The 16,602-nt window shown below is 38.2% G+C and carries 14 protein-coding genes and 1 pseudogene; 5 read left to right on the top strand and 10 right to left on the bottom strand.

Annotation, left to right across the window (positions count from 1 at the left end; translation table 11 throughout):
• Positions 1–29: 29 nt before the first annotated feature.
• From BFP77_RS14005 to BFP77_RS13985, 5 genes are read right to left on the bottom strand one after another with little or no spacing between them, the layout of a single operon-like run.
• Positions 30–593 carry a mechanosensitive ion channel domain-containing protein gene (locus BFP77_RS14005; RefSeq protein ID WP_099574643.1) on the bottom strand — a complete coding sequence of 188 codons (564 nt, stop codon included), beginning with the start codon at positions 591–593 and terminating at the stop codon, positions 30–32.
• A 3-nt stretch (positions 594–596) separates the two neighbouring features.
• Positions 597–1,550 (bottom strand): septum formation inhibitor Maf, encoded by a 954-nt coding sequence (locus BFP77_RS14000; protein WP_099574642.1) that lies wholly within the window; start codon positions 1,548–1,550, stop codon positions 597–599.
• Between the two features lie 33 nt (positions 1,551–1,583).
• On the bottom strand, positions 1,584–2,171 hold the full coding sequence (locus BFP77_RS13995; protein ID WP_099574641.1) for a Maf-like protein: 588 nt from the start codon (positions 2,169–2,171) through the stop codon (positions 1,584–1,586).
• Between the two features lie 2 nt (positions 2,172–2,173).
• Positions 2,174–2,701: a KdsC family phosphatase gene (locus tag BFP77_RS13990; protein WP_099574640.1), complete on the bottom strand. Its 528-nt coding sequence runs from the start codon at positions 2,699–2,701 to the stop codon at positions 2,174–2,176.
• Positions 2,685–3,446, bottom strand: a complete 762-nt coding sequence (locus BFP77_RS13985; RefSeq protein WP_099574639.1) for a Rossmann-like and DUF2520 domain-containing protein — start codon at positions 3,444–3,446, stop codon at positions 2,685–2,687. The genes BFP77_RS13990 and BFP77_RS13985 overlap by 17 nt, the downstream gene beginning before the upstream one ends.
• Positions 3,447–3,584: 138 nt before the next feature.
• On the opposite strand from BFP77_RS13985, the gene ccsA reads away from it, so the two are divergent.
• On the top strand, positions 3,585–6,767 hold the full coding sequence (gene ccsA, locus BFP77_RS13980; protein WP_099574638.1) for a cytochrome c biogenesis protein: 3,183 nt from the start codon (positions 3,585–3,587) through the stop codon (positions 6,765–6,767).
• Between the two features lie 3 nt (positions 6,768–6,770).
• Here the strand turns inward: ccsA and BFP77_RS13975 are convergent, their stop codons facing one another.
• Positions 6,771–8,057 (bottom strand): M14 family metallopeptidase, encoded by a 1,287-nt coding sequence (locus BFP77_RS13975; protein WP_099574637.1) that lies wholly within the window; start codon positions 8,055–8,057, stop codon positions 6,771–6,773.
• A 240-nt stretch (positions 8,058–8,297) separates the two neighbouring features.
• On the opposite strand from BFP77_RS13975, the gene BFP77_RS13970 reads away from it, so the two are divergent.
• From BFP77_RS13970 to bshB1, 3 genes are read left to right on the top strand one after another with little or no spacing between them, the layout of a single operon-like run.
• Positions 8,298–9,704: an MATE family efflux transporter gene (locus BFP77_RS13970; RefSeq protein WP_099574636.1), complete on the top strand. Its 1,407-nt coding sequence runs from the start codon at positions 8,298–8,300 to the stop codon at positions 9,702–9,704.
• Between the two features lie 39 nt (positions 9,705–9,743).
• Complete coding sequence (locus BFP77_RS13965) at positions 9,744–10,928, top strand: trans-sulfuration enzyme family protein (RefSeq protein ID WP_099574635.1); 1,185 nt, start codon at positions 9,744–9,746, stop codon at positions 10,926–10,928.
• Between the two features lie 53 nt (positions 10,929–10,981).
• On the top strand, positions 10,982–11,698 hold the full coding sequence (gene bshB1, locus BFP77_RS13960) for a bacillithiol biosynthesis deacetylase BshB1 (protein WP_099574634.1): 717 nt from the start codon (positions 10,982–10,984) through the stop codon (positions 11,696–11,698).
• On the opposite strand, the gene BFP77_RS13955 is transcribed toward bshB1, so the two are convergent.
• The 4 genes from BFP77_RS13955 to BFP77_RS13940 form a co-directional block, all read right to left on the bottom strand.
• On the bottom strand, positions 11,695–13,725 hold the full coding sequence (locus BFP77_RS13955) for a tetratricopeptide repeat-containing sensor histidine kinase (protein WP_099574845.1): 2,031 nt from the start codon (positions 13,723–13,725) through the stop codon (positions 11,695–11,697). The genes bshB1 and BFP77_RS13955 overlap by 4 nt on opposite strands.
• 337 nt (positions 13,726–14,062) lie before the next feature.
• Positions 14,063–14,773 carry a sensor histidine kinase gene (locus BFP77_RS13950; protein WP_099574633.1) on the bottom strand — a complete coding sequence of 237 codons (711 nt, stop codon included), beginning with the start codon at positions 14,771–14,773 and terminating at the stop codon, positions 14,063–14,065.
• A gap of 53 nt (positions 14,774–14,826) precedes the next feature.
• On the bottom strand, positions 14,827–15,417 hold the full coding sequence (locus BFP77_RS13945) for a tetratricopeptide repeat protein (RefSeq protein ID WP_099574632.1): 591 nt from the start codon (positions 15,415–15,417) through the stop codon (positions 14,827–14,829).
• Positions 15,418–15,683: 266 nt separating this feature from the next.
• A complete protein-coding gene (locus BFP77_RS13940; protein WP_143751914.1) occupies positions 15,684–16,073 on the bottom strand; it encodes a hypothetical protein in 390 nt (129 codons plus the stop codon).
• Between the two features lie 30 nt (positions 16,074–16,103).
• On the opposite strand from BFP77_RS13940, the pseudogene BFP77_RS13935 reads away from it, so the two are divergent.
• Positions 16,104–16,602 (top strand): annotated as a pseudogene (locus BFP77_RS13935) (IS1595 family transposase); the annotation flags it as partial.

Genomic DNA, 16,602 nt, shown 5'->3' with positions numbered 1-16,602 from the left:
GGGTACTATTTTACGACTTCTTTAACAAACTAGGCCTCGCCCACATCCGAGATGACTTGACCGTCATAGGTAGAGATTAAGACTACGCCCTTTTGGAGGACCATATTATTGGGGTAGGTTAGAATTTCACCATTGGTTTTCCTTAAATGTAAATGAAAAGCCTTAATGTCCTCTATAGTAAAGGTTTCGCCCTGAGGTTGTTCGGGGTCTAGCAACTCTTTGTCCAGAATTTTAATCGTGTTTCCGATTTTAAAAGGAAAGGAAAAGAATATAATAACACCGGCCGTGAGGTTACTTAGAATAGACCATTGCGCAAACAACGCAACTCCTATGACCGCAAAGACTGAGGAAAGCAATACTCCTAAATCCTTGTAATTTACACCCCATATTAATGTGAAACCAGCAAGAGCTACAATGGTCAGGGCTATAGAAATATATTTTATGATGAGATTTGTCCGTACGGGATTAAAATCACCAATCTTACCAACTTTTTTTGCTGCTTTTGTAAAAGCAAACTTTAATACTAACAGCAATGCAAAAACAACTAAGGTTGAAATTAATTCGTCTTTGTGGTTCAGTAAAAACTCTTCCATATTTTATATTCCTAAACTGTCTCTTAAATACAGATCCTTATTGCCGTTTTGTCTCCAATAGGGGGTATTCAAGGTCTTGATTTTTGTACCTGTCGAAGTCAGGGTTTTAGCATTCGCTCCATAACCGCTAGTGAAGGAATCTGACCAACTTTCTATGGTATATGGAAATTGTGTACTAAAGTTAATCTTTAAGGTTCTCTTTAATTCTGGATAATTGACTTCATAAGTCTGTTGCTTGCCATTGTTTGTTAACGAAGCAGTAGCACGATACGCTTTTAATTCCTTGTGGGTCAATCGGGAGAATTCTAAAGAAGGAATCATATTGAAATTTCCCTGGGGTAAATTTTCTGGATTTATGCGAATCTTATTCCAAATTTCATTTTCGAGTACGGTTTTGTCCAATTGTAGTTTTTGGTCTGCTTCGCTTTCAAAATAGGAATGAGACGCTACTTCAAATTTAGCTCTGTTATTCAATTGGGTGTAAACCTGTCCACACCACTCCTGAGAGGAAAACGTAAGCTTAAGCGCATGTTGGTTATCATGGACAGGGTAAAAACTACTGTTCATAATAGAGTAAGGGTAAATACCTGTAAGATAGTTTTTGGTGGAATTCAATTTAAGCACTGGAATGTTATCTGGATTATTACCGTCCGCTTTAACTTGTTTGTCATTTAAAAAGGGTTCCGTGACGTAAATCAGTACAGCGTTTCCCTCTCGCATCTCACCATATCTAGCTTGTTCTAATTTGTAGGAGGTAATCTCCGCCTTTCCTGCATACCAATAGGCTTTGAAATCCTTTGATAGTTCATTTTTCTCAAGACTTACGGCTTCTTTGACCCCTTCGTTCAGTGCAATGTCCGTGGCTTTGTCTTTTTTGTTTTCGGAACAGGAGACCAGTACAACTAGAGTTAGTGTTAGTAGTGAAAAGCCTTTCGCAATTTTTAAGGTAGATTTCATGGTTTGTTTTTTTACTAAATTACCAAAAAGAGATTAGCTTACCATATGCATTAACATTTTATAGACTAACTGGGTAGGTAGCCCCACCACATTGGTATAAGACCCTTTTATTTCTTCAATGCCAACTAAACCGATCCATTCTTGAATACCGTAAGCACCGGCCTTATCAAAAGGTTTATAGTTAGTAATATAATAGTTGATTTCATCATCATCTAGCTCCCTAAATTTGACAGATGTTATTCGATTAAAAACCTTCTGACTGTCTGTAGTGGTAAAACATACTGAAGTTATGACCTGATGCCAGTCATCGGACAATTTTTTAAGCATTTCAAAAGCCTGCTTGGGTGTGGCTGCTTTTGCAAGGGACTCGTTATTATGCCACACCACAGTATCCGATGTGATAAGTATTTCTTTAGGGTTAAGGTCATCTTTGAAAACGCTAGCCTTTAATGCCGCCAGATAATCGGAGATTTCCGCTCCCTTTAAGTGTTCCGGATAGATTTCTTCAACTGGTCTTAACTGAATTTCGAAATCCAGTCCCATTTCCTCAAAGAACATTTTTCTCCTGGGTGAGCCAGAGGCCAATATAAGTTTGTGGTCTTTTAAAATATTTCGCAGCATGGTCAGTCGTTTGCGGCACTAAAGTTACCCGCCCAGTTACCCTGCACTTTCAATACCTGCTCTATAACATCTCTTACGCAGCCCTGCCCTCCGTTAATGTGAGAAATATATTTACTGACGGCCTTTACTTCCGGAACGGCATTTTGAGGACAGGTCGGCAGCCCCACTGCTTTCATCGGTGGTACGTCCGGTATATCGTCTCCCATATAAAGTACATTCTTGGTTGCGATATCATTGCTTTGCAGATACTCGTTCAGCGCTTCTATTTTATGATGGGCACCCAAGTAAATATCTTTAACGCCAAGACCCTTCAAACGGATTCTTACCCCTTCATTAGTGCCTCCGGTTATAATACAGACATGATACCCTTTTTGTAAGGCCACTTTTAAGGCATACCCATCTTTAACGTTCATTTTACGAAGCATTTCTCCTTCTGAAGTAACTAGAAGACTGCCATCCGTAAAAACCCCATCTACGTCAAAAACGAATGTGGTAATATGCTCTAAATATTCTTTATAACTTTTTTCCATAGGAAGCTTTAATTGCGTTGCTCATTAATTTATAAATTTCTCTATGTTGAGAATCCTTTAGTAGGTCTAGATGTCCATTAAGCGTTTTTAAATCTCCCCGTTTTGCAGGGCCTGTTTGCGCTTCGGTAGGGCTAAGATAGTCCAGCTTGGAGACTGTTTCTTTAATCAGAGGTTTTAATAAATCAAAATCTAAATCATTTGTTTCACTAATATCATTCGCTATGGTGTACATATGGTTGGTGAAGTTGTTTACAAACACTGCAGCTAAATGAAGTACTTTTCGTTTTTCCGAAGAGACATGTACCATATGATTACTTAAAAGCTGTGCGAATTTCTGTAGTAAATCCAAATCTGTTGGGTCTTTCGCTTCAAGACAAAAAGGCACTTTATCTAAATCGATTATTTTATTGGAAGTAAAGGTTTGTAGGGGATACAATACACCAGAATGGCTATGGTCTGCTAAAACCGCTAGGGGAACACTTCCGGATGTATGCACTATTAGACCATTGATCATTAGATTTTTTGACACTTCCGCAATAGCGTCATCATTAATGGCCAAAATGTAGATGTCCGCTTTTGGTAGTGCATTCCAATCTGTACTGGTTTCTGCGCGATTCTTGAAATGGACCAACCCCTTTTCTGACCTTCCGACTACTCGAAGTACATCAATTTCATCACTGTTCAAAAAAGATTCGAAGAGATTCTTAGACACATTACCAGTTCCCAATAAAACCACTGAAATCATTATTCAAAAGTACAAAGAATAATAGCTCATTTTTAGGATAAAAATTAACACTTTTGTTTAAGTTTTAAAATAGTGGATTTCTGCTGAAAATGGTAAAAACACCGTATTTTTGCTAGCTGAAAACCAATGTCTTTCTTTATGACAGAATTGCTCAAGAAAATTTTCTTCTCTACCCGTTTAATGTCCGTTCTTTTTATTGTTTTTGCCACAGCCATGGCTTTTGGAACTTTTATCGAAAGTTGGTACTCCACGGAAACCGCGCGTATTTGGGTATATAATGCTACTTGGTTTGAAGTGATTATGGTATTTTTTGTGATCAACTTTGCGGGTAATATTTTTAGGTATCGTCTTTTAAGAAAAGAAAAGTGGCCGGTATTATTGCTTCATGTTTCTTGGATATTAATTATCATTGGAGCCTTTATTACCAGATACATCAGTTATGAGGGTATGATGCCTATACGCGAAGGAAAGACCGAAAATGTTTTCTACTCGGACAAGACCTATTTTACGGCACATGTGGATGGTAAGATTGAAGGCGAACCTCGAAGAAAAATTTTGGAGGACGATTTAATCGTTACTGCGGAGGACATCAAATCTAATTTACCTTGGAATTCTGATTTTAACGGTCAACCGTTCACTATTGCTTATGAAGGTTTTATAGAGGGAGCTAAAGAAGGTCTTGTGCCTGATAATTCTGGTAACACTTATCTAAAAATAGTCGAGGCTGGCGATGGCCAGCGACATGAGCATTATTTAGAGAACGGAAAGGTAAGTAGTATACATGGTGTTCTATTTGCATTGAACGTACCTACGGACGGCGCCATCAATATATCCACTACAAGAAATGTATACGAGATAAAATCTCCCTTCGCAGGAAGTTTTATGCGAATGGCCGACCAATTTCAAGGAACGCTAGAAAAAGATTCCTTACAGCCCTTGCAATTGAGATCCCTATATAATGCAGCCAATATGCAATTCGTTATACCTGATTCTGTTGTTCAAGGAAGTTATGGAGTAGTAGAAATTCCCGAGGCAGAAAAGACCGATTTTGATACCGATGCCTTGCTATTGTCCATTACTTCTAATGGGGAAACTAAAAAAATAAAAGTACTCGGTGGCAAGGGTGGTACCGATTTTACCGACAAGATTACCGTAGGCGGTTTAGATTTTGCATTGCGCTATGGTTCCAAAGTACACGAATTACCCTTTAGTATTCAATTGAACGATTTTATTGCGGAGAAATATCCCGGTACAGAGAAAGGATATGCTTCCTTCATGAGTAAAATTACCGTAAAAGACGACCGAACCTTTGATTACGATGTTTTTATGAATCATGTTTTAGACCATAAAGGATATCGTTTTTTTCAGGCAAGTTTTGACCCAGATGAAAAAGGAACGACACTCTCCGTAAATCATGATTTTTGGGGCACATGGATTACCTATGTTGGTTATTTCCTCTTATATATAGGCCTTTTGGGTATTATGTTCTTTGGTAAAACCCGTTTTAAGGACTTGAGCAGTGCTTTGAACAAACTGAAAGAGAAAAAGAAAAAAGCCCTAGCTACGATAGTTTTACTAATTGGCCTTTGCTTTCCTATGACTGCACAGGAACATTCTGCGGACGATGGTCATGATCATTCTACTGAACCCACACAACTTCAGGTAGACTCCCTATTAAGAGCATCCATAGTTGCAAAAGAACATGCGGATAAATTTGGAAAATTGGTCATTCAGGATGAAGGTGGACGTATGAAACCAATAAACACTTTCTCATCAGAGCTTTTGAGAAAGCTGAGTTTGAAGGACACCTATTCTGGACTTAGTTCCGATCAGGTATTTCTTTCTATGATGATGAATCCTGCCATTTGGTACAATACCGAGTTTATCGCCGTTGATAAAAAGGCACAGAATGATAGTATTAGAAAAGTTATAGGTATCCCTAGTGGCCAAAAATATATTAAAGCAACAGATTTCTTTGATAGCAAAGGACAATATAAACTTGCACCTTATATCAGGGAAGCTACTACAAAAGCAAGTCCTAATAAATTTCAACGGGATATCAAGGACATTAATATCCGATTAAATTTATTGGATCAGGCCTTAAGCCAGCAAATAGTAAAGATTTTTCCTTTATTGAACGATGAAAATAATAAATGGATTTCTGCAATAGAGTATAGGGGAGGGCAGTACCAAGTAGCGGATTCGTTATACGCCAACTTTATTAAAAATGCTATGCCCTATTATTTGATGACCTTGGGTAAAGCACAGCAATCTGGTGATTATACGGAGGCGGATAAATTACTTGCCGCCTTTAAACAGAATCAAGCGAATCATGGAAGTGAAGTTTTGCCTTCGCAGAATAGAATTGATACCGAGGTCATTTACAATAAATTGGACATTTTTAATAGACTGTATATGTACTATTTGCTTGTTGGTGTTTTGATGTTCATCATACTAATTTTACAAATTTTTAAAGAGCGTGAAATTTGGAAGGCGTCCGTTTATTTCTTGAAGGGTACCATAGTGCTATTTTTTGTTTGGCATACAGCGGGTCTGATTCTTCGTTGGTATATCTCAGGGCATGCCCCTTGGAGTGATGCTTATGAAAGTATCCTGTTCGTTGCATGGGCTACCATGGGCATGGGTATTGCCTTTGGAAGAAAAAGTGATATGACGGTTGCGGCATCTTCTTTCGTAGCAGCCATGCTGCTTTTCTTTGCGCATCAAAATTGGGTAGATCCAACAATCGGGAATTTAGTGCCTGTTCTGGATAGTTATTGGTTAATGATCCATACTTCGGTAATTGTGGGGAGTTACGGTCCTTTAACCGTAGGGATGATTCTTGGAGTAGTTTGCTTGTTATTGATGTTGCTTACGACCAAAAAGAACAAAAAACGAATGGATTTTAATTTAAAGGAACTGACCATTATCAACGAAATATCACTTACCGTGGGCCTCATCATGTTGACCATTGGTAATTTTCTGGGAGGTCAGTGGGCCAATGAAAGCTGGGGACGCTATTGGGGCTGGGACCCGAAAGAAACTTGGGCCCTGATATCCATTATGGTTTATGCTTTTGTAATTCATACCAGATTGGTTCCTGGACTACGAGGTAAATGGACCTTTAATTTTCTAAGCGTGGTAGCCTACGGCAGTATTATGATGACCTATCAAGGGGTTAATTTTTATTTGGTAGGTTTACATAGTTACGCTAGTGGAGCACAAGTGGTTACACCGACATTTATCTATTACACCATCGCTGGAGTTGCAGCCTTGGGGGCTATAAGCTATTGGAGGTATAAAGTAAATTATTCCAAATAGCCCTTATTTTTCTTGTAGTAAACGCATTAGTTCTTCAGCGGCTACCCGACCTTTTTCTTTAAGGAAATCGCGCGGAGTATCATCACCTAGTTCAAAAACTATGGCGGGCATTTTATGGTTTACGTAGAAGTAATTCCGAGAAACCATGGTAGGTTCAATCTTTTTAGAGGCGCTTATATTTGTTTTCTTCTGAGGAAGCCTATGGCTAATACTTTCGATCCAGTCAAAAACAATTTTTCCGTTGTCACCCGTAATAGTACTATCTATGGGGTAATAAATATCGTCCCAGGTAGAATGGAAATCGGCCCCGAATGCAAACTCATAGCCCTCATTGTTTTTTTTGTTTAAAAATTGACGAACACTTCTAGTTTCTGGCTGATTAAAATTTTGCCAATCCCTGTTTAAATCAATACCACCCATATTGTGTCGCCAATGCCCATTGTCTACTCCATCAGGATTCATCAAGGGAACCACATAAACATCAAACTTTGTCCTAAACTCCTGAGCTTGTTGGCTTGCTCCGGCAATAGTTTCAATGAAGGATTTCATGGCTAAAAACCCCGTTACTTCTGGCGGATGTTGCCTAGAGATAATCATCACGGCCTTTTTCGTATCCTGATTCGCCTTGATTTGCATTAAGTTCATAGCTCTATTTTCAGTACTCCTTCCAATTTCATAGGACGAGATAAAGGGTTTGGTAGACAGTGAGTCAATCCATTTCTTCACTCTTTTTGAAGTGTATAGTTCTTGAGCAGTTATCCAGATCGGCTCTTTTCCGACGTTTACCTTCAACTCTACAAATTCAGGTGCAGCATTGATCCCAAAATCACCCTCACCTTTATTGATTGCTTTATAAGCGGCGCTGTCCAATACCTTGAAATTTAGTCCGTCCGTACTAATCTTAGGATAGTATCTGCTTCTGGAATCCTGGTACGATAATTTTATGGTTATTTCTCTTGGTTTTGTGGTCCATACCTTGAATGCATACCAGGGACTCACATTAATGGGCGTATTTTCGGCGGTTATCCAAATGGTGTAATGGTCATTGCCATCATCTGCAACACCATTTAGCCTTGCTCCATCAAAATCATTCGTAAAAAAGGTATCATTGGATAAGGACCAAATGCCTTTCCATTGCTTTTGAACCGGTCTGTTTACCGTAGGTACAATAGGACTTGGTTTTTGTCCTTGGTAACCAGTTGGCGCCCTATTAGCGATGGCTTTATCCGTGTTTTTGCAAGATGAAGAAACGAAAAATAGTATTATAACGAGGACAAAGGAAAATCTCATATTCGTGGCTTATTATGTTTTAGTTGAAATATTGTTTAGTCCTTCAAAAGAAAAATTATTGAAAAAATTTGGTGATCAGTTTTCTAAGATAGCATAATTTTTCTCATATTTGTGGTCTTATGAAGCTCTAGAAATTTTATTGATATCAATGCTCATTGCCGCTAGGCATAATTGTAAATCGCTGTCCTAACACCGGTTTATTGGGCTACACTTCTTTTTCAATAATTCAAATTTCTATTTATGAGGTCATATATACAAACTGTTCAAATTTTTTTTAAATATTTCTGGATTGCCATAAGCGGTAAGGAATCCGAATTTACTTCAGGTAGCATTCGTAAAGCTATTTTTATGCTTTCGGTTCCCATGATATTGGAAATGCTCATGGAATCCATTTTTGCACTAGTAGATATTGCCTACGTTTCACAGGTAAGTGTAAATGCCGTCGCCACGATTGGGCTTACAGAATCAGTCGTCACATTAATATACGCGGTTGCCATAGGTTTGAGTATGGCAGCAACTGCCATAGTTGCCAGGAGAATAGGTGAAAAGGATGTACAGGGAGCTAAGGAAGCCGCTGTACAAGCTATAGGTTTGGGAGTAGTCATTTCAGTGGTTATTGGTGTTATTGGTTTTTTATATGCTAAGGAAATCCTTTCATTGATGGGAGCGGAGGCCAGTCTTATTGAGGAGGGATTTGGTTATACCAAATTGCTATTAGGTGGAAATATCACCATTATGTTATTATTTCTTATTAACGCCATATTTAGGGGTGCCGGAGATGCATCGGTCGCTATGTGGACATTAGTGTTGTCTAATGGATTGAATATTATTCTAGACCCCCTATTTATTTTCGGCTGGGGGCCAATTCCCGAATACGGTGTTGTGGGTGCTGCCATTGCGACCAATATTGGACGAGGAACAGCTGTGCTGTTTCAACTATGTGTGCTATTTTTTGGTTGGAGTAGTATTAAATTGGCAGCTAAGAATGTAGTGGTGAATCTAAAAGTGATGATTAACCTTGTTCGTATTTCTTTAGGAGGAGTAGCCCAATTCTTAATAGGAACGTCTAGCTGGGTCTTTTTAATGCGGATGATGTCCGAATTTGGCAGTGAAGTACTTGCCGGTTATACCATTGCTATTAGGATAATGCTATTTTCCCTGATGCCCTCTTGGGGAATGAGTAATGCTGCGGCCACCTTAGTAGGACAAAACTTAGGAGCAAAAAAACCTGATAGGGCAGAGACGTCTGTTTGGAAAACGGGAAAGTACAATGCCTATTTTATGGGTGCTGTTTCGCTTGTCTATTTATTATTTGCCAAGGAAATTGTAGGATGGTTCAATGACAACCCAGTCGTGGTTGAAAATGGTGGCCTTTGCCTACAAATTATTGCTGCTGGTTATATTTTCTATGCCTATGGCATGGTCGTAACACAAGCGTTTAATGGTTCTGGTGATACTAGGACACCTACTAGGATAAATGTTATGGCCTTTTGGTTATTTCAACTACCTTTTGCATATATAGCTGCCTTTTATTTTGAATTAGGGGCTTTAGGAGTTTTTATGGCGATTACCTTGGCGGAAGTTTTGTTGGCCATCATCGCAATTGTTCTATTTAAAAGAGGAAGGTGGAAACAATTCCAAGTATAAGGTAATTTTGTACCTTTAAATTGTAAATTTTAAAGAAGGATGAACGTTTCTAAAAAAGGATTGAATACCGTTTGCACCCATGTTGGTGAACTTGAGGACAAACAGCACAAAGGGGCCATTTCTCCCCTATATATGAGTACTTCTTACGCGTTTGATGACGTTGACGTAAAAAGGTATCCTAGATATTTTAATACGCCCAACCAAGAAGGATTATGTAAGAAAATTGCCGCTTTAGAGTATGCGGAATCGGCTCTTATTTTCGGAAGTGGCATGGCTGCTGTAAGTACGGCCTTACTGTCTTTTTTAAGAGCTGGGGACCATATAGTATTGCAACAAACCCTATATGGCGGTACGTATAATTTAGTAACAGAGGAGTTTGAAAAATACGGTATAGCATATTCCTTCACCGAGGGTTGGGAAGCAGAAGATTTCAAAGCGAAAATTAAGGATAATACGAAGGTTATCTATATTGAAACGCCTTCAAACCCGCTGTTGACCATTACAGATATAAAGGCTGTTGCCTCCCTAGCAAAAAAGCATGGTATAATATCCATGATAGACAATACCTTTGCTAGCCCGGTAAATCAAAATCCATTAGATTTTGGTATCGATATTGTTATTCATAGCGCTACGAAATACATGGGTGGACATTCCGATATTTGCGCTGGTGCTGTTGCGGCCAGTGAAGCGCATATGGAACGTATTTTTCACTTAGCGAAAAATTTTGGAGGAAGTTTAAGTGATTATACGGTTTGGCTATTGGAACGTAGTATCAAGACCATGGGCTTACGTGTTAGAGCTCAAAACGAAAATGCCATGGCCATGGCGACCTATTTAAATGGTCATGAGGATATAGATAGCGTATATTATCCAGGCCTTCCTTCCCATAAGGACCATGAACTGGCTAAAAAACAGATGAAAGGCTTTGGCGGAATGTTGTCCTTTGAACTAAAACCGTATTTGAACGCCTCTTTATTTCAAAAATCCCTAGGTTTGATTAAATCGTCCATGAGCCTAGCAGGCGTGGAGAGTACAGTGTTATCTCCGACCCAGACTTCCCATGCACTTATGAGTCCGGAGGTTAGGGCACAACAAGGAATCAAGGATGGTTTAATTCGTTTCTCGGTAGGTATTGAAGAGGTAGCTGATTTAATAGATGATATTGAAGGCGCTTTAACAATTGCAAAAGAGAAGCCGTCCTTTCTGAAAAAAACTAACACCTAGTAATGTCCGTTAAAAAATTGGACTAACGCTTTGTAGCATATAATGGCATTTAAATGAAATTAGACATATTAGTTTTTGGCGCTCACCCAGATGATGCTGAATTAGGGGCGGGGGGGACCATAGCCAAAGAGGTTTCCAAAGGTAAGAAGATTGGCATCGTTGATTTAACAAGGGGCGAACTTGGAACTCGTGGATCGGCTGAAATTAGAGATAAAGAGGCTGCCGCAGCTGGTGAAATCCTTCAAATTCAAGTCAGGGAAAACCTCAAATTTAAAGATGGATTTTTTGAAAACGACGAAGCCCATCAATTAGAGGTAATTAAAATGGTGCGTAAATATCAACCGGAAATTGTGCTTTGCAATGCTATTGATGACAGGCATATAGACCATGGCAAAGGAAGTAAATTAGTAAGCGACGCCTGTTTTTTAAGCGGCCTTATCAAAATTGAAACCGAAGTAATGGGAGTGGTTCAAAAACCTTGGAGACCCAAACTGGTATATCATTATATACAGTGGAAAAACTTGGTTCCCGATTTCGTAGTTGATATTACTGGCTTTATGGATAAAAAAACGGAAGCCATTCTAGCGTACGGTTCTCAATTTCATGACCCGGATAGTGAGGAACCCGAAACACCGATAAGTAGTAAAACATTTATAGAAAGTGTACGGTACAGATCACAGGATTTGGGAAGGCTAATTGGAAAAGACTATGCCGAAGGTTTTACTGTGGAAAGGATGATAGCGGTAGATTCTTTGAGCGATATCATCTAAGCGGTTATTTTATATTCTTTTTGCGCTTTGGGAACTGTAAAGTAAAAGCTGGAGCCTTTATTAATTGCACTATCCACCCAAATGATTCCTTTGTTCTTTTCTACCATTTCTTTGCACAAGGACAATCCTAAGCCGGTACCTTTTTCATCGTTGGTTCCGTAAGTGGTATGATTGGAACTTTTATTGAAGATTTTCCCTAAGGTCTCTTCGTTCATTCCAACACCATTATCCCTTACGTAGATTTCCCAATATTTAGATTTTTCAACCGCGCCTATGGTGACCATTCCTTTCTCAGGGGTAAATTTAAGAGCATTACTGATCAAGTTTCGTATAACGATATCGATTTGATTGGTATCTACCCAGGTCAATGTATTGGCTTCAATCCGGTTAATTAGTTTTATAGATTTGTTATTGGCGATTTCCGAAAGAAGCGCAATATTTTCCAATACTATTGTTTCTAGTGACGTTACCGTTGGTTTGGTTACCGAACCGTCCATTTGTGTTTGCCCCCAAGAGAGTAAATTGTTCAGGGTAAAGGCGATATGGTCAATGTCAGATTTGAGCTTGGGCACAAATTCCAAGAATTCTTCTTTAGACATTTCACCTTCTTTAAAAAGCTTCATAAGCCCTTGAAAGGCTCCTATTGGACCTCTAAGGTCATGTCCTATAATAGAGAAAAGTTTATCCTTTGTTTGATTCGCATCCTTTAAATGTTCTTCTTTCTTTTCTAAATCTGTCTTTTTGGAGATAAGTTCCTTGTTCAGTTTCTTTTGTATTTTTTCATTTCTTCTTATCAAAATCGTAATCCCTAAAAAGATGAATAGGATAAAAAGGGCTGCGTAAACATAACTTTTCTGTTTGGCTAGTGCCTTTTTGTTTTCTAAAATTAACTGTTCCTTCTGTTGATCATATTCAATTTTGGTCTTGAGCATGGTTAGCCCTTTCTTATTTTCTTTTCGCGTAAGCGTATCGCTTATTTTTTGAAAAAGCTCATGGTACTCCAAGGCGGTAGCAAAATCACCCTTATTCTTATATATGTTGTAAAGGGTCTTGGCGCAGTTCTTAGTACCAGCGATGTCTTCTATTTTTCTTGAGAGTTTTTGAGCTCTATGAGCGTAAACCTCGGCTATACTATCTTTGTTCATATAAAGACTTGCTTCGGCCATACCATTTAAAAGTGGTATTTCCGATCTATCGTCATTCAGCTCTTTGTGTAACAGCTCACTTTGCCTATACCAATACATGGCCCAAGTATATTTCTTTTGTTTTAGGTACGTTTTCCCCTTTATCTCATAAGCGTATGCAAGCCAATCCATTATTTTTTCGTCTTCAAATACTAGTATAGCACTATTGGCATTGAACATGGCGTGGTCCAATTCTCCCATGTCAGCATAGGCAGATGCCATATTGCTCATCGTTTCTGCCATAAAGATGGGATTACCGATTTCTTCATTGAGCGATTTCACCTTTTTGTAGAAAAGCATCGCTTGTTTAAAATCTTTCTGCTCTACGTATAGTCCGGCAATATTCTCGTTTATGATGGATAACATATCTTTATTATCCACTAGGTCGGCCATTTCCACAGCCCTTAAGTATTCTTTTAGAGCTAATGCGTAATTTCCCTGATAACTATATTCACCTGCTAAATCATTAATCATGAATAGTTTTAAGTCTGTATCATTTAGCTCGTGAGCTATTTCTATAGCTTTTTTGAAGTATTTGATTGCTTCTTTATGTTTACCTCTATCAGAATAAAAAGTTCCGATTCCTGAGTGAGATTCGGCTACACCCCTTTTATAATTAGACTTTTTACTTAATTCCAAGGCTTTTTTGGAAAGTAACAGCAAACTATCCAATTGGTAATAGCGCTGTGCATTGCCCAACTCCAAAAGAGCACTAATATAAAGGGTGTCCGTACTTTGAAATCTTTTACTTTTTTGAAGTTCAATAATATCGTGCTTAAGACTATCGCGTAGATTAACTTGCGAATTAACATTAAGGGTTATAGCTGCTAAGCCTAAAAGCATTATATAACTTGTCCTTATGTAGGTTACCGTCCGAGTTAACGAATTATTTATGGCTAGCATGATTTCTAAAAATCTATTATAGAGATTAAATTTAGTGCTAGTTAGGTCTGGCAAGGCAATTAATGTTGTGAAACGCCCATTTTTGTGTGTTTTGTCGGCAATTATATGTATTTCATCGATAGAAAGTGCATCTTTAATATAATTATAAGCTATTATTATTATTAACAGTGACTCAACTAGAGTGATTGAATTTAGACGCGACTCACAAAGTATTGGGGCCGTAGTTCTTTTAGGTATTTTTGGGTAGGTATATGTGAAATTCACTTCCCTTTCCTAATTAACTTTCTACATGAATTGTACCATTATTTTTTTCTATCATTTCTTTGCACAGCAATAATCCTAAACCGGTACCTCTTTCATTGTTCGTACCAAAAGTCGTATAGTGCTTTGCATTCTTGAATAATTTCTCTTGAACTTCTTTACTCATACCGAACCCGTTGTCCTTAATGGTAATTTTTAGTTGGTTTTTTATCTCAATACCGTTGATATAAATAGTGCCGTGCTCTTGCGTAAACTTGATTGTATTGCTTATCAAATTCCTAAAAATAATACAGAAGTGGTTCAAATCTAAAAAGACTTTAGTTCCGTTTTCTATGTTGTTGTTAAGTGTAATTTTTTTGGTCTCGATATTCTTTTGAAATAACTGTATGATGGCCGTCATTTCATCTTTTACGTCAATAGTTTCAGCTTTTAACGTCGCACCCATCATTTGGTTTTGACCCCAATTCAAAAGATTGTCCAACATTAAGTGAATGTGATCTAAATCATTTTTAAGTTTTGGTGCAAAACGTAAAAAATACTCCTCTCCAGAGTCGCTCTCCAGACTTAGACCTACAAGTTCTTTAAGGGACACAATAGGTCCTCGAAGATCATGCCCGACTATGGAAAATAATTTCTCTTGATTTTTATTAATTCGATTAAGGCTTCTTTGACTTTCGGAGAGTGTTTGTGCTTGATCAGCAAGTTTTTTATTTAAAGGTTTTGCCATTCTATTAGACCTGTTTATCAACAAGGCCGCCAAAACGGCTATGAAAAATGCAATTAATGCCCACGCAACATATTTTTTTGTTTCGCTATAGTGTTGTTCGCCAAAGCTTTAATGTTATCTTTTTCTTTTTTGTAGTTTAGTCTGGCCTCATCCATTAAAAGAATATTCCTGTTTTCTTCAAAGGAGATAGAATCTCCTATTTTACGGGCGTATTCTAAATGAACAAGTGATTCTTTCCAACTATTATTACTCTTACTGAGCTTATACAAAATTTCTGATGAACCTAGCAGCCCCTCGAGATACCTATGGTCTTCTGCCAAAATCTTCGCTTTTTCAGCATATTGTTTAGCTAAATCCGGTTGCTTTAATAAAAAATAGGTATTTGCCAATCCTATTTTCATATCTATAGTACCTTTCTTATCCTCAATCTGTTTATGTTCGTTTTCAGCCTTCTTGAAGAACTCAAGTGCTTTTTTTAGGTCGTTTTTTTCGAAAAATACTTTACCCAAGCTCACATAGGTAAATGCTTGCCATTGAGGTATTTGGGATTTCTTGAAAATATCTAGGGCTTTATTTAAGTGGTCTATCGCTTTTTGATATTTTTTTAAATGTAAATAGGAATACCCAATATTTGCATGTACCATGCCTTCATTTACTCTTATGTCATAGATTTCTTGATATTTTAAACAGTCCTTGAAGTAAATTAGCGAATTTTCAAAATCTTTGAGTAAGGAAAAATTACTCCAAGGTTCATGTTTATCCTTATGGCATTATCATAGTCTTTATGCTCAAAAGCAAAATCTAGAGCTTCTAAGTAAGTTCTATAACCCATCGGATGGTCGCTATTCTTTAAGTAAACGTAAGAGATTGCATTATAGGTATCGGCTGCAATCGTATAGACTTCCTTTCTTTAAGCTCTCTCTAAATTTTCAAAATGTATCTCTTTTGCTCTTTCGTAGTCACCCTTTAACATAAAACCATTTCCTATCTCTTTGTTGGAAGCCAAAACACCGTATTCAAAATCAATTGCCTCGCTTAATTTTTTAAACGTTTCTGCATAGGCCAACAGGCTATCCAATTTAATATAACAAAAACTAGTACTTAAATTCAACAAATGTTGAATGTACCCAGTGTCTCTTTCAAAATTAGGATTTGTAGCCTCATAGTTGAAAATAATAGTTCTGAGGCTATCTATTTTAGAGTTTTGGGAAAAACTCTTTAAAAGACTGAGATGAAAGAAAACTAACACAAAAATGCGAAGCTCATATAATAGCTTATAGAGGTCAGTAGATAAATTCATACTTTTGAATTCAATAAATATAGGGTTTATATGGATATTTTCAAGGGTCAAAACCTTCTAGAGTTCTCCGATCGCTTCAAAACGGATCTGGACTGCAAGGAGTATCTCGCCGGGATCAAATGGAAAGAGGGTTTCAAATGCGTCAAATGTAACCATGTCGTAGTGCAGGTAAGAAAAGACTTTTCGAGGACGTGCAACATCTGCGGCCATACCGATTCGGCCACTGCCAACACGCTTTTCCATAAGGTCAAGTTCGGTCTTCGAAAGGCCTTTTTCATCTGTTTCGAGATGTCGACCAGTACAAAGAGCCTGTCGGCCAGTTACATGGGCGTGCGCTACGGTGTCACTGAAAAGACCGCCCGCCTGTTCATGCTCAAGGTAAGGGAGGCCATGGCGTCCAGCGGGAACCACCCGATGGACGGCACGGTGCACGTCGACGAGTTCGTGCTCGGCGGGGTCGAAAAGGGAAAGATAGGGCGCAGCTACGATGCCAAGAAAAAGAAGGCGGTCACGGCCGTGCAGCTTACCC

It is taken from the genome of Maribacter sp. 4U21 (genome assembly GCF_002742365.1).
Taxonomy (GTDB): domain Bacteria; phylum Bacteroidota; class Bacteroidia; order Flavobacteriales; family Flavobacteriaceae; genus Maribacter.
The sequence above is the reverse complement of the archived record's forward strand: the minus strand, read 5'-3'. Positions and strand labels throughout refer to the sequence as shown.

Excerpts from the sequence above, each read along its gene's own strand:
- BFP77_RS14000 (WP_099574642.1), bottom strand. The coding sequence starts at position 1,550 with ATGAAATCTACCTTAAAAATTGCGAAAGGCTTTTCACTACTAACACTA.
- BFP77_RS13955 (WP_099574845.1), bottom strand. The coding sequence starts at position 13,725 with ATGCTTTTAGGCTTAGCAGCTATAACCCTTAATGTTAATTCGCAAGTT.
- bshB1 (WP_099574634.1), top strand. The coding sequence starts at position 10,982 with ATGAAATTAGACATATTAGTTTTTGGCGCTCACCCAGATGATGCTGAA.
- BFP77_RS13985 (WP_099574639.1), bottom strand. The coding sequence starts at position 3,446 with ATGATTTCAGTGGTTTTATTGGGAACTGGTAATGTGTCTAAGAATCTC.
- BFP77_RS13970 (WP_099574636.1), top strand. The coding sequence starts at position 8,298 with ATGAGGTCATATATACAAACTGTTCAAATTTTTTTTAAATATTTCTGG.
- BFP77_RS13995 (WP_099574641.1), bottom strand. The coding sequence starts at position 2,171 with ATGCTGCGAAATATTTTAAAAGACCACAAACTTATATTGGCCTCTGGC.
- BFP77_RS13940 (WP_143751914.1), bottom strand. The coding sequence starts at position 16,073 with ATGAATTTATCTACTGACCTCTATAAGCTATTATATGAGCTTCGCATT.
- BFP77_RS13945 (WP_099574632.1), bottom strand. The coding sequence starts at position 15,417 with ATGGTACATGCAAATATTGGGTATTCCTATTTACATTTAAAAAAATAT.
- ccsA (WP_099574638.1), top strand. The coding sequence starts at position 3,585 with ATGACAGAATTGCTCAAGAAAATTTTCTTCTCTACCCGTTTAATGTCC.
- BFP77_RS13965 (WP_099574635.1), top strand. The coding sequence starts at position 9,744 with ATGAACGTTTCTAAAAAAGGATTGAATACCGTTTGCACCCATGTTGGT.
- BFP77_RS13950 (WP_099574633.1), bottom strand. The coding sequence starts at position 14,773 with ATGGCAAAACCTTTAAATAAAAAACTTGCTGATCAAGCACAAACACTC.
- BFP77_RS13990 (WP_099574640.1), bottom strand. The coding sequence starts at position 2,701 with ATGGAAAAAAGTTATAAAGAATATTTAGAGCATATTACCACATTCGTT.
- BFP77_RS14005 (WP_099574643.1), bottom strand. The coding sequence starts at position 593 with ATGGAAGAGTTTTTACTGAACCACAAAGACGAATTAATTTCAACCTTA.
- BFP77_RS13975 (WP_099574637.1), bottom strand. The coding sequence starts at position 8,057 with ATGAGATTTTCCTTTGTCCTCGTTATAATACTATTTTTCGTTTCTTCA.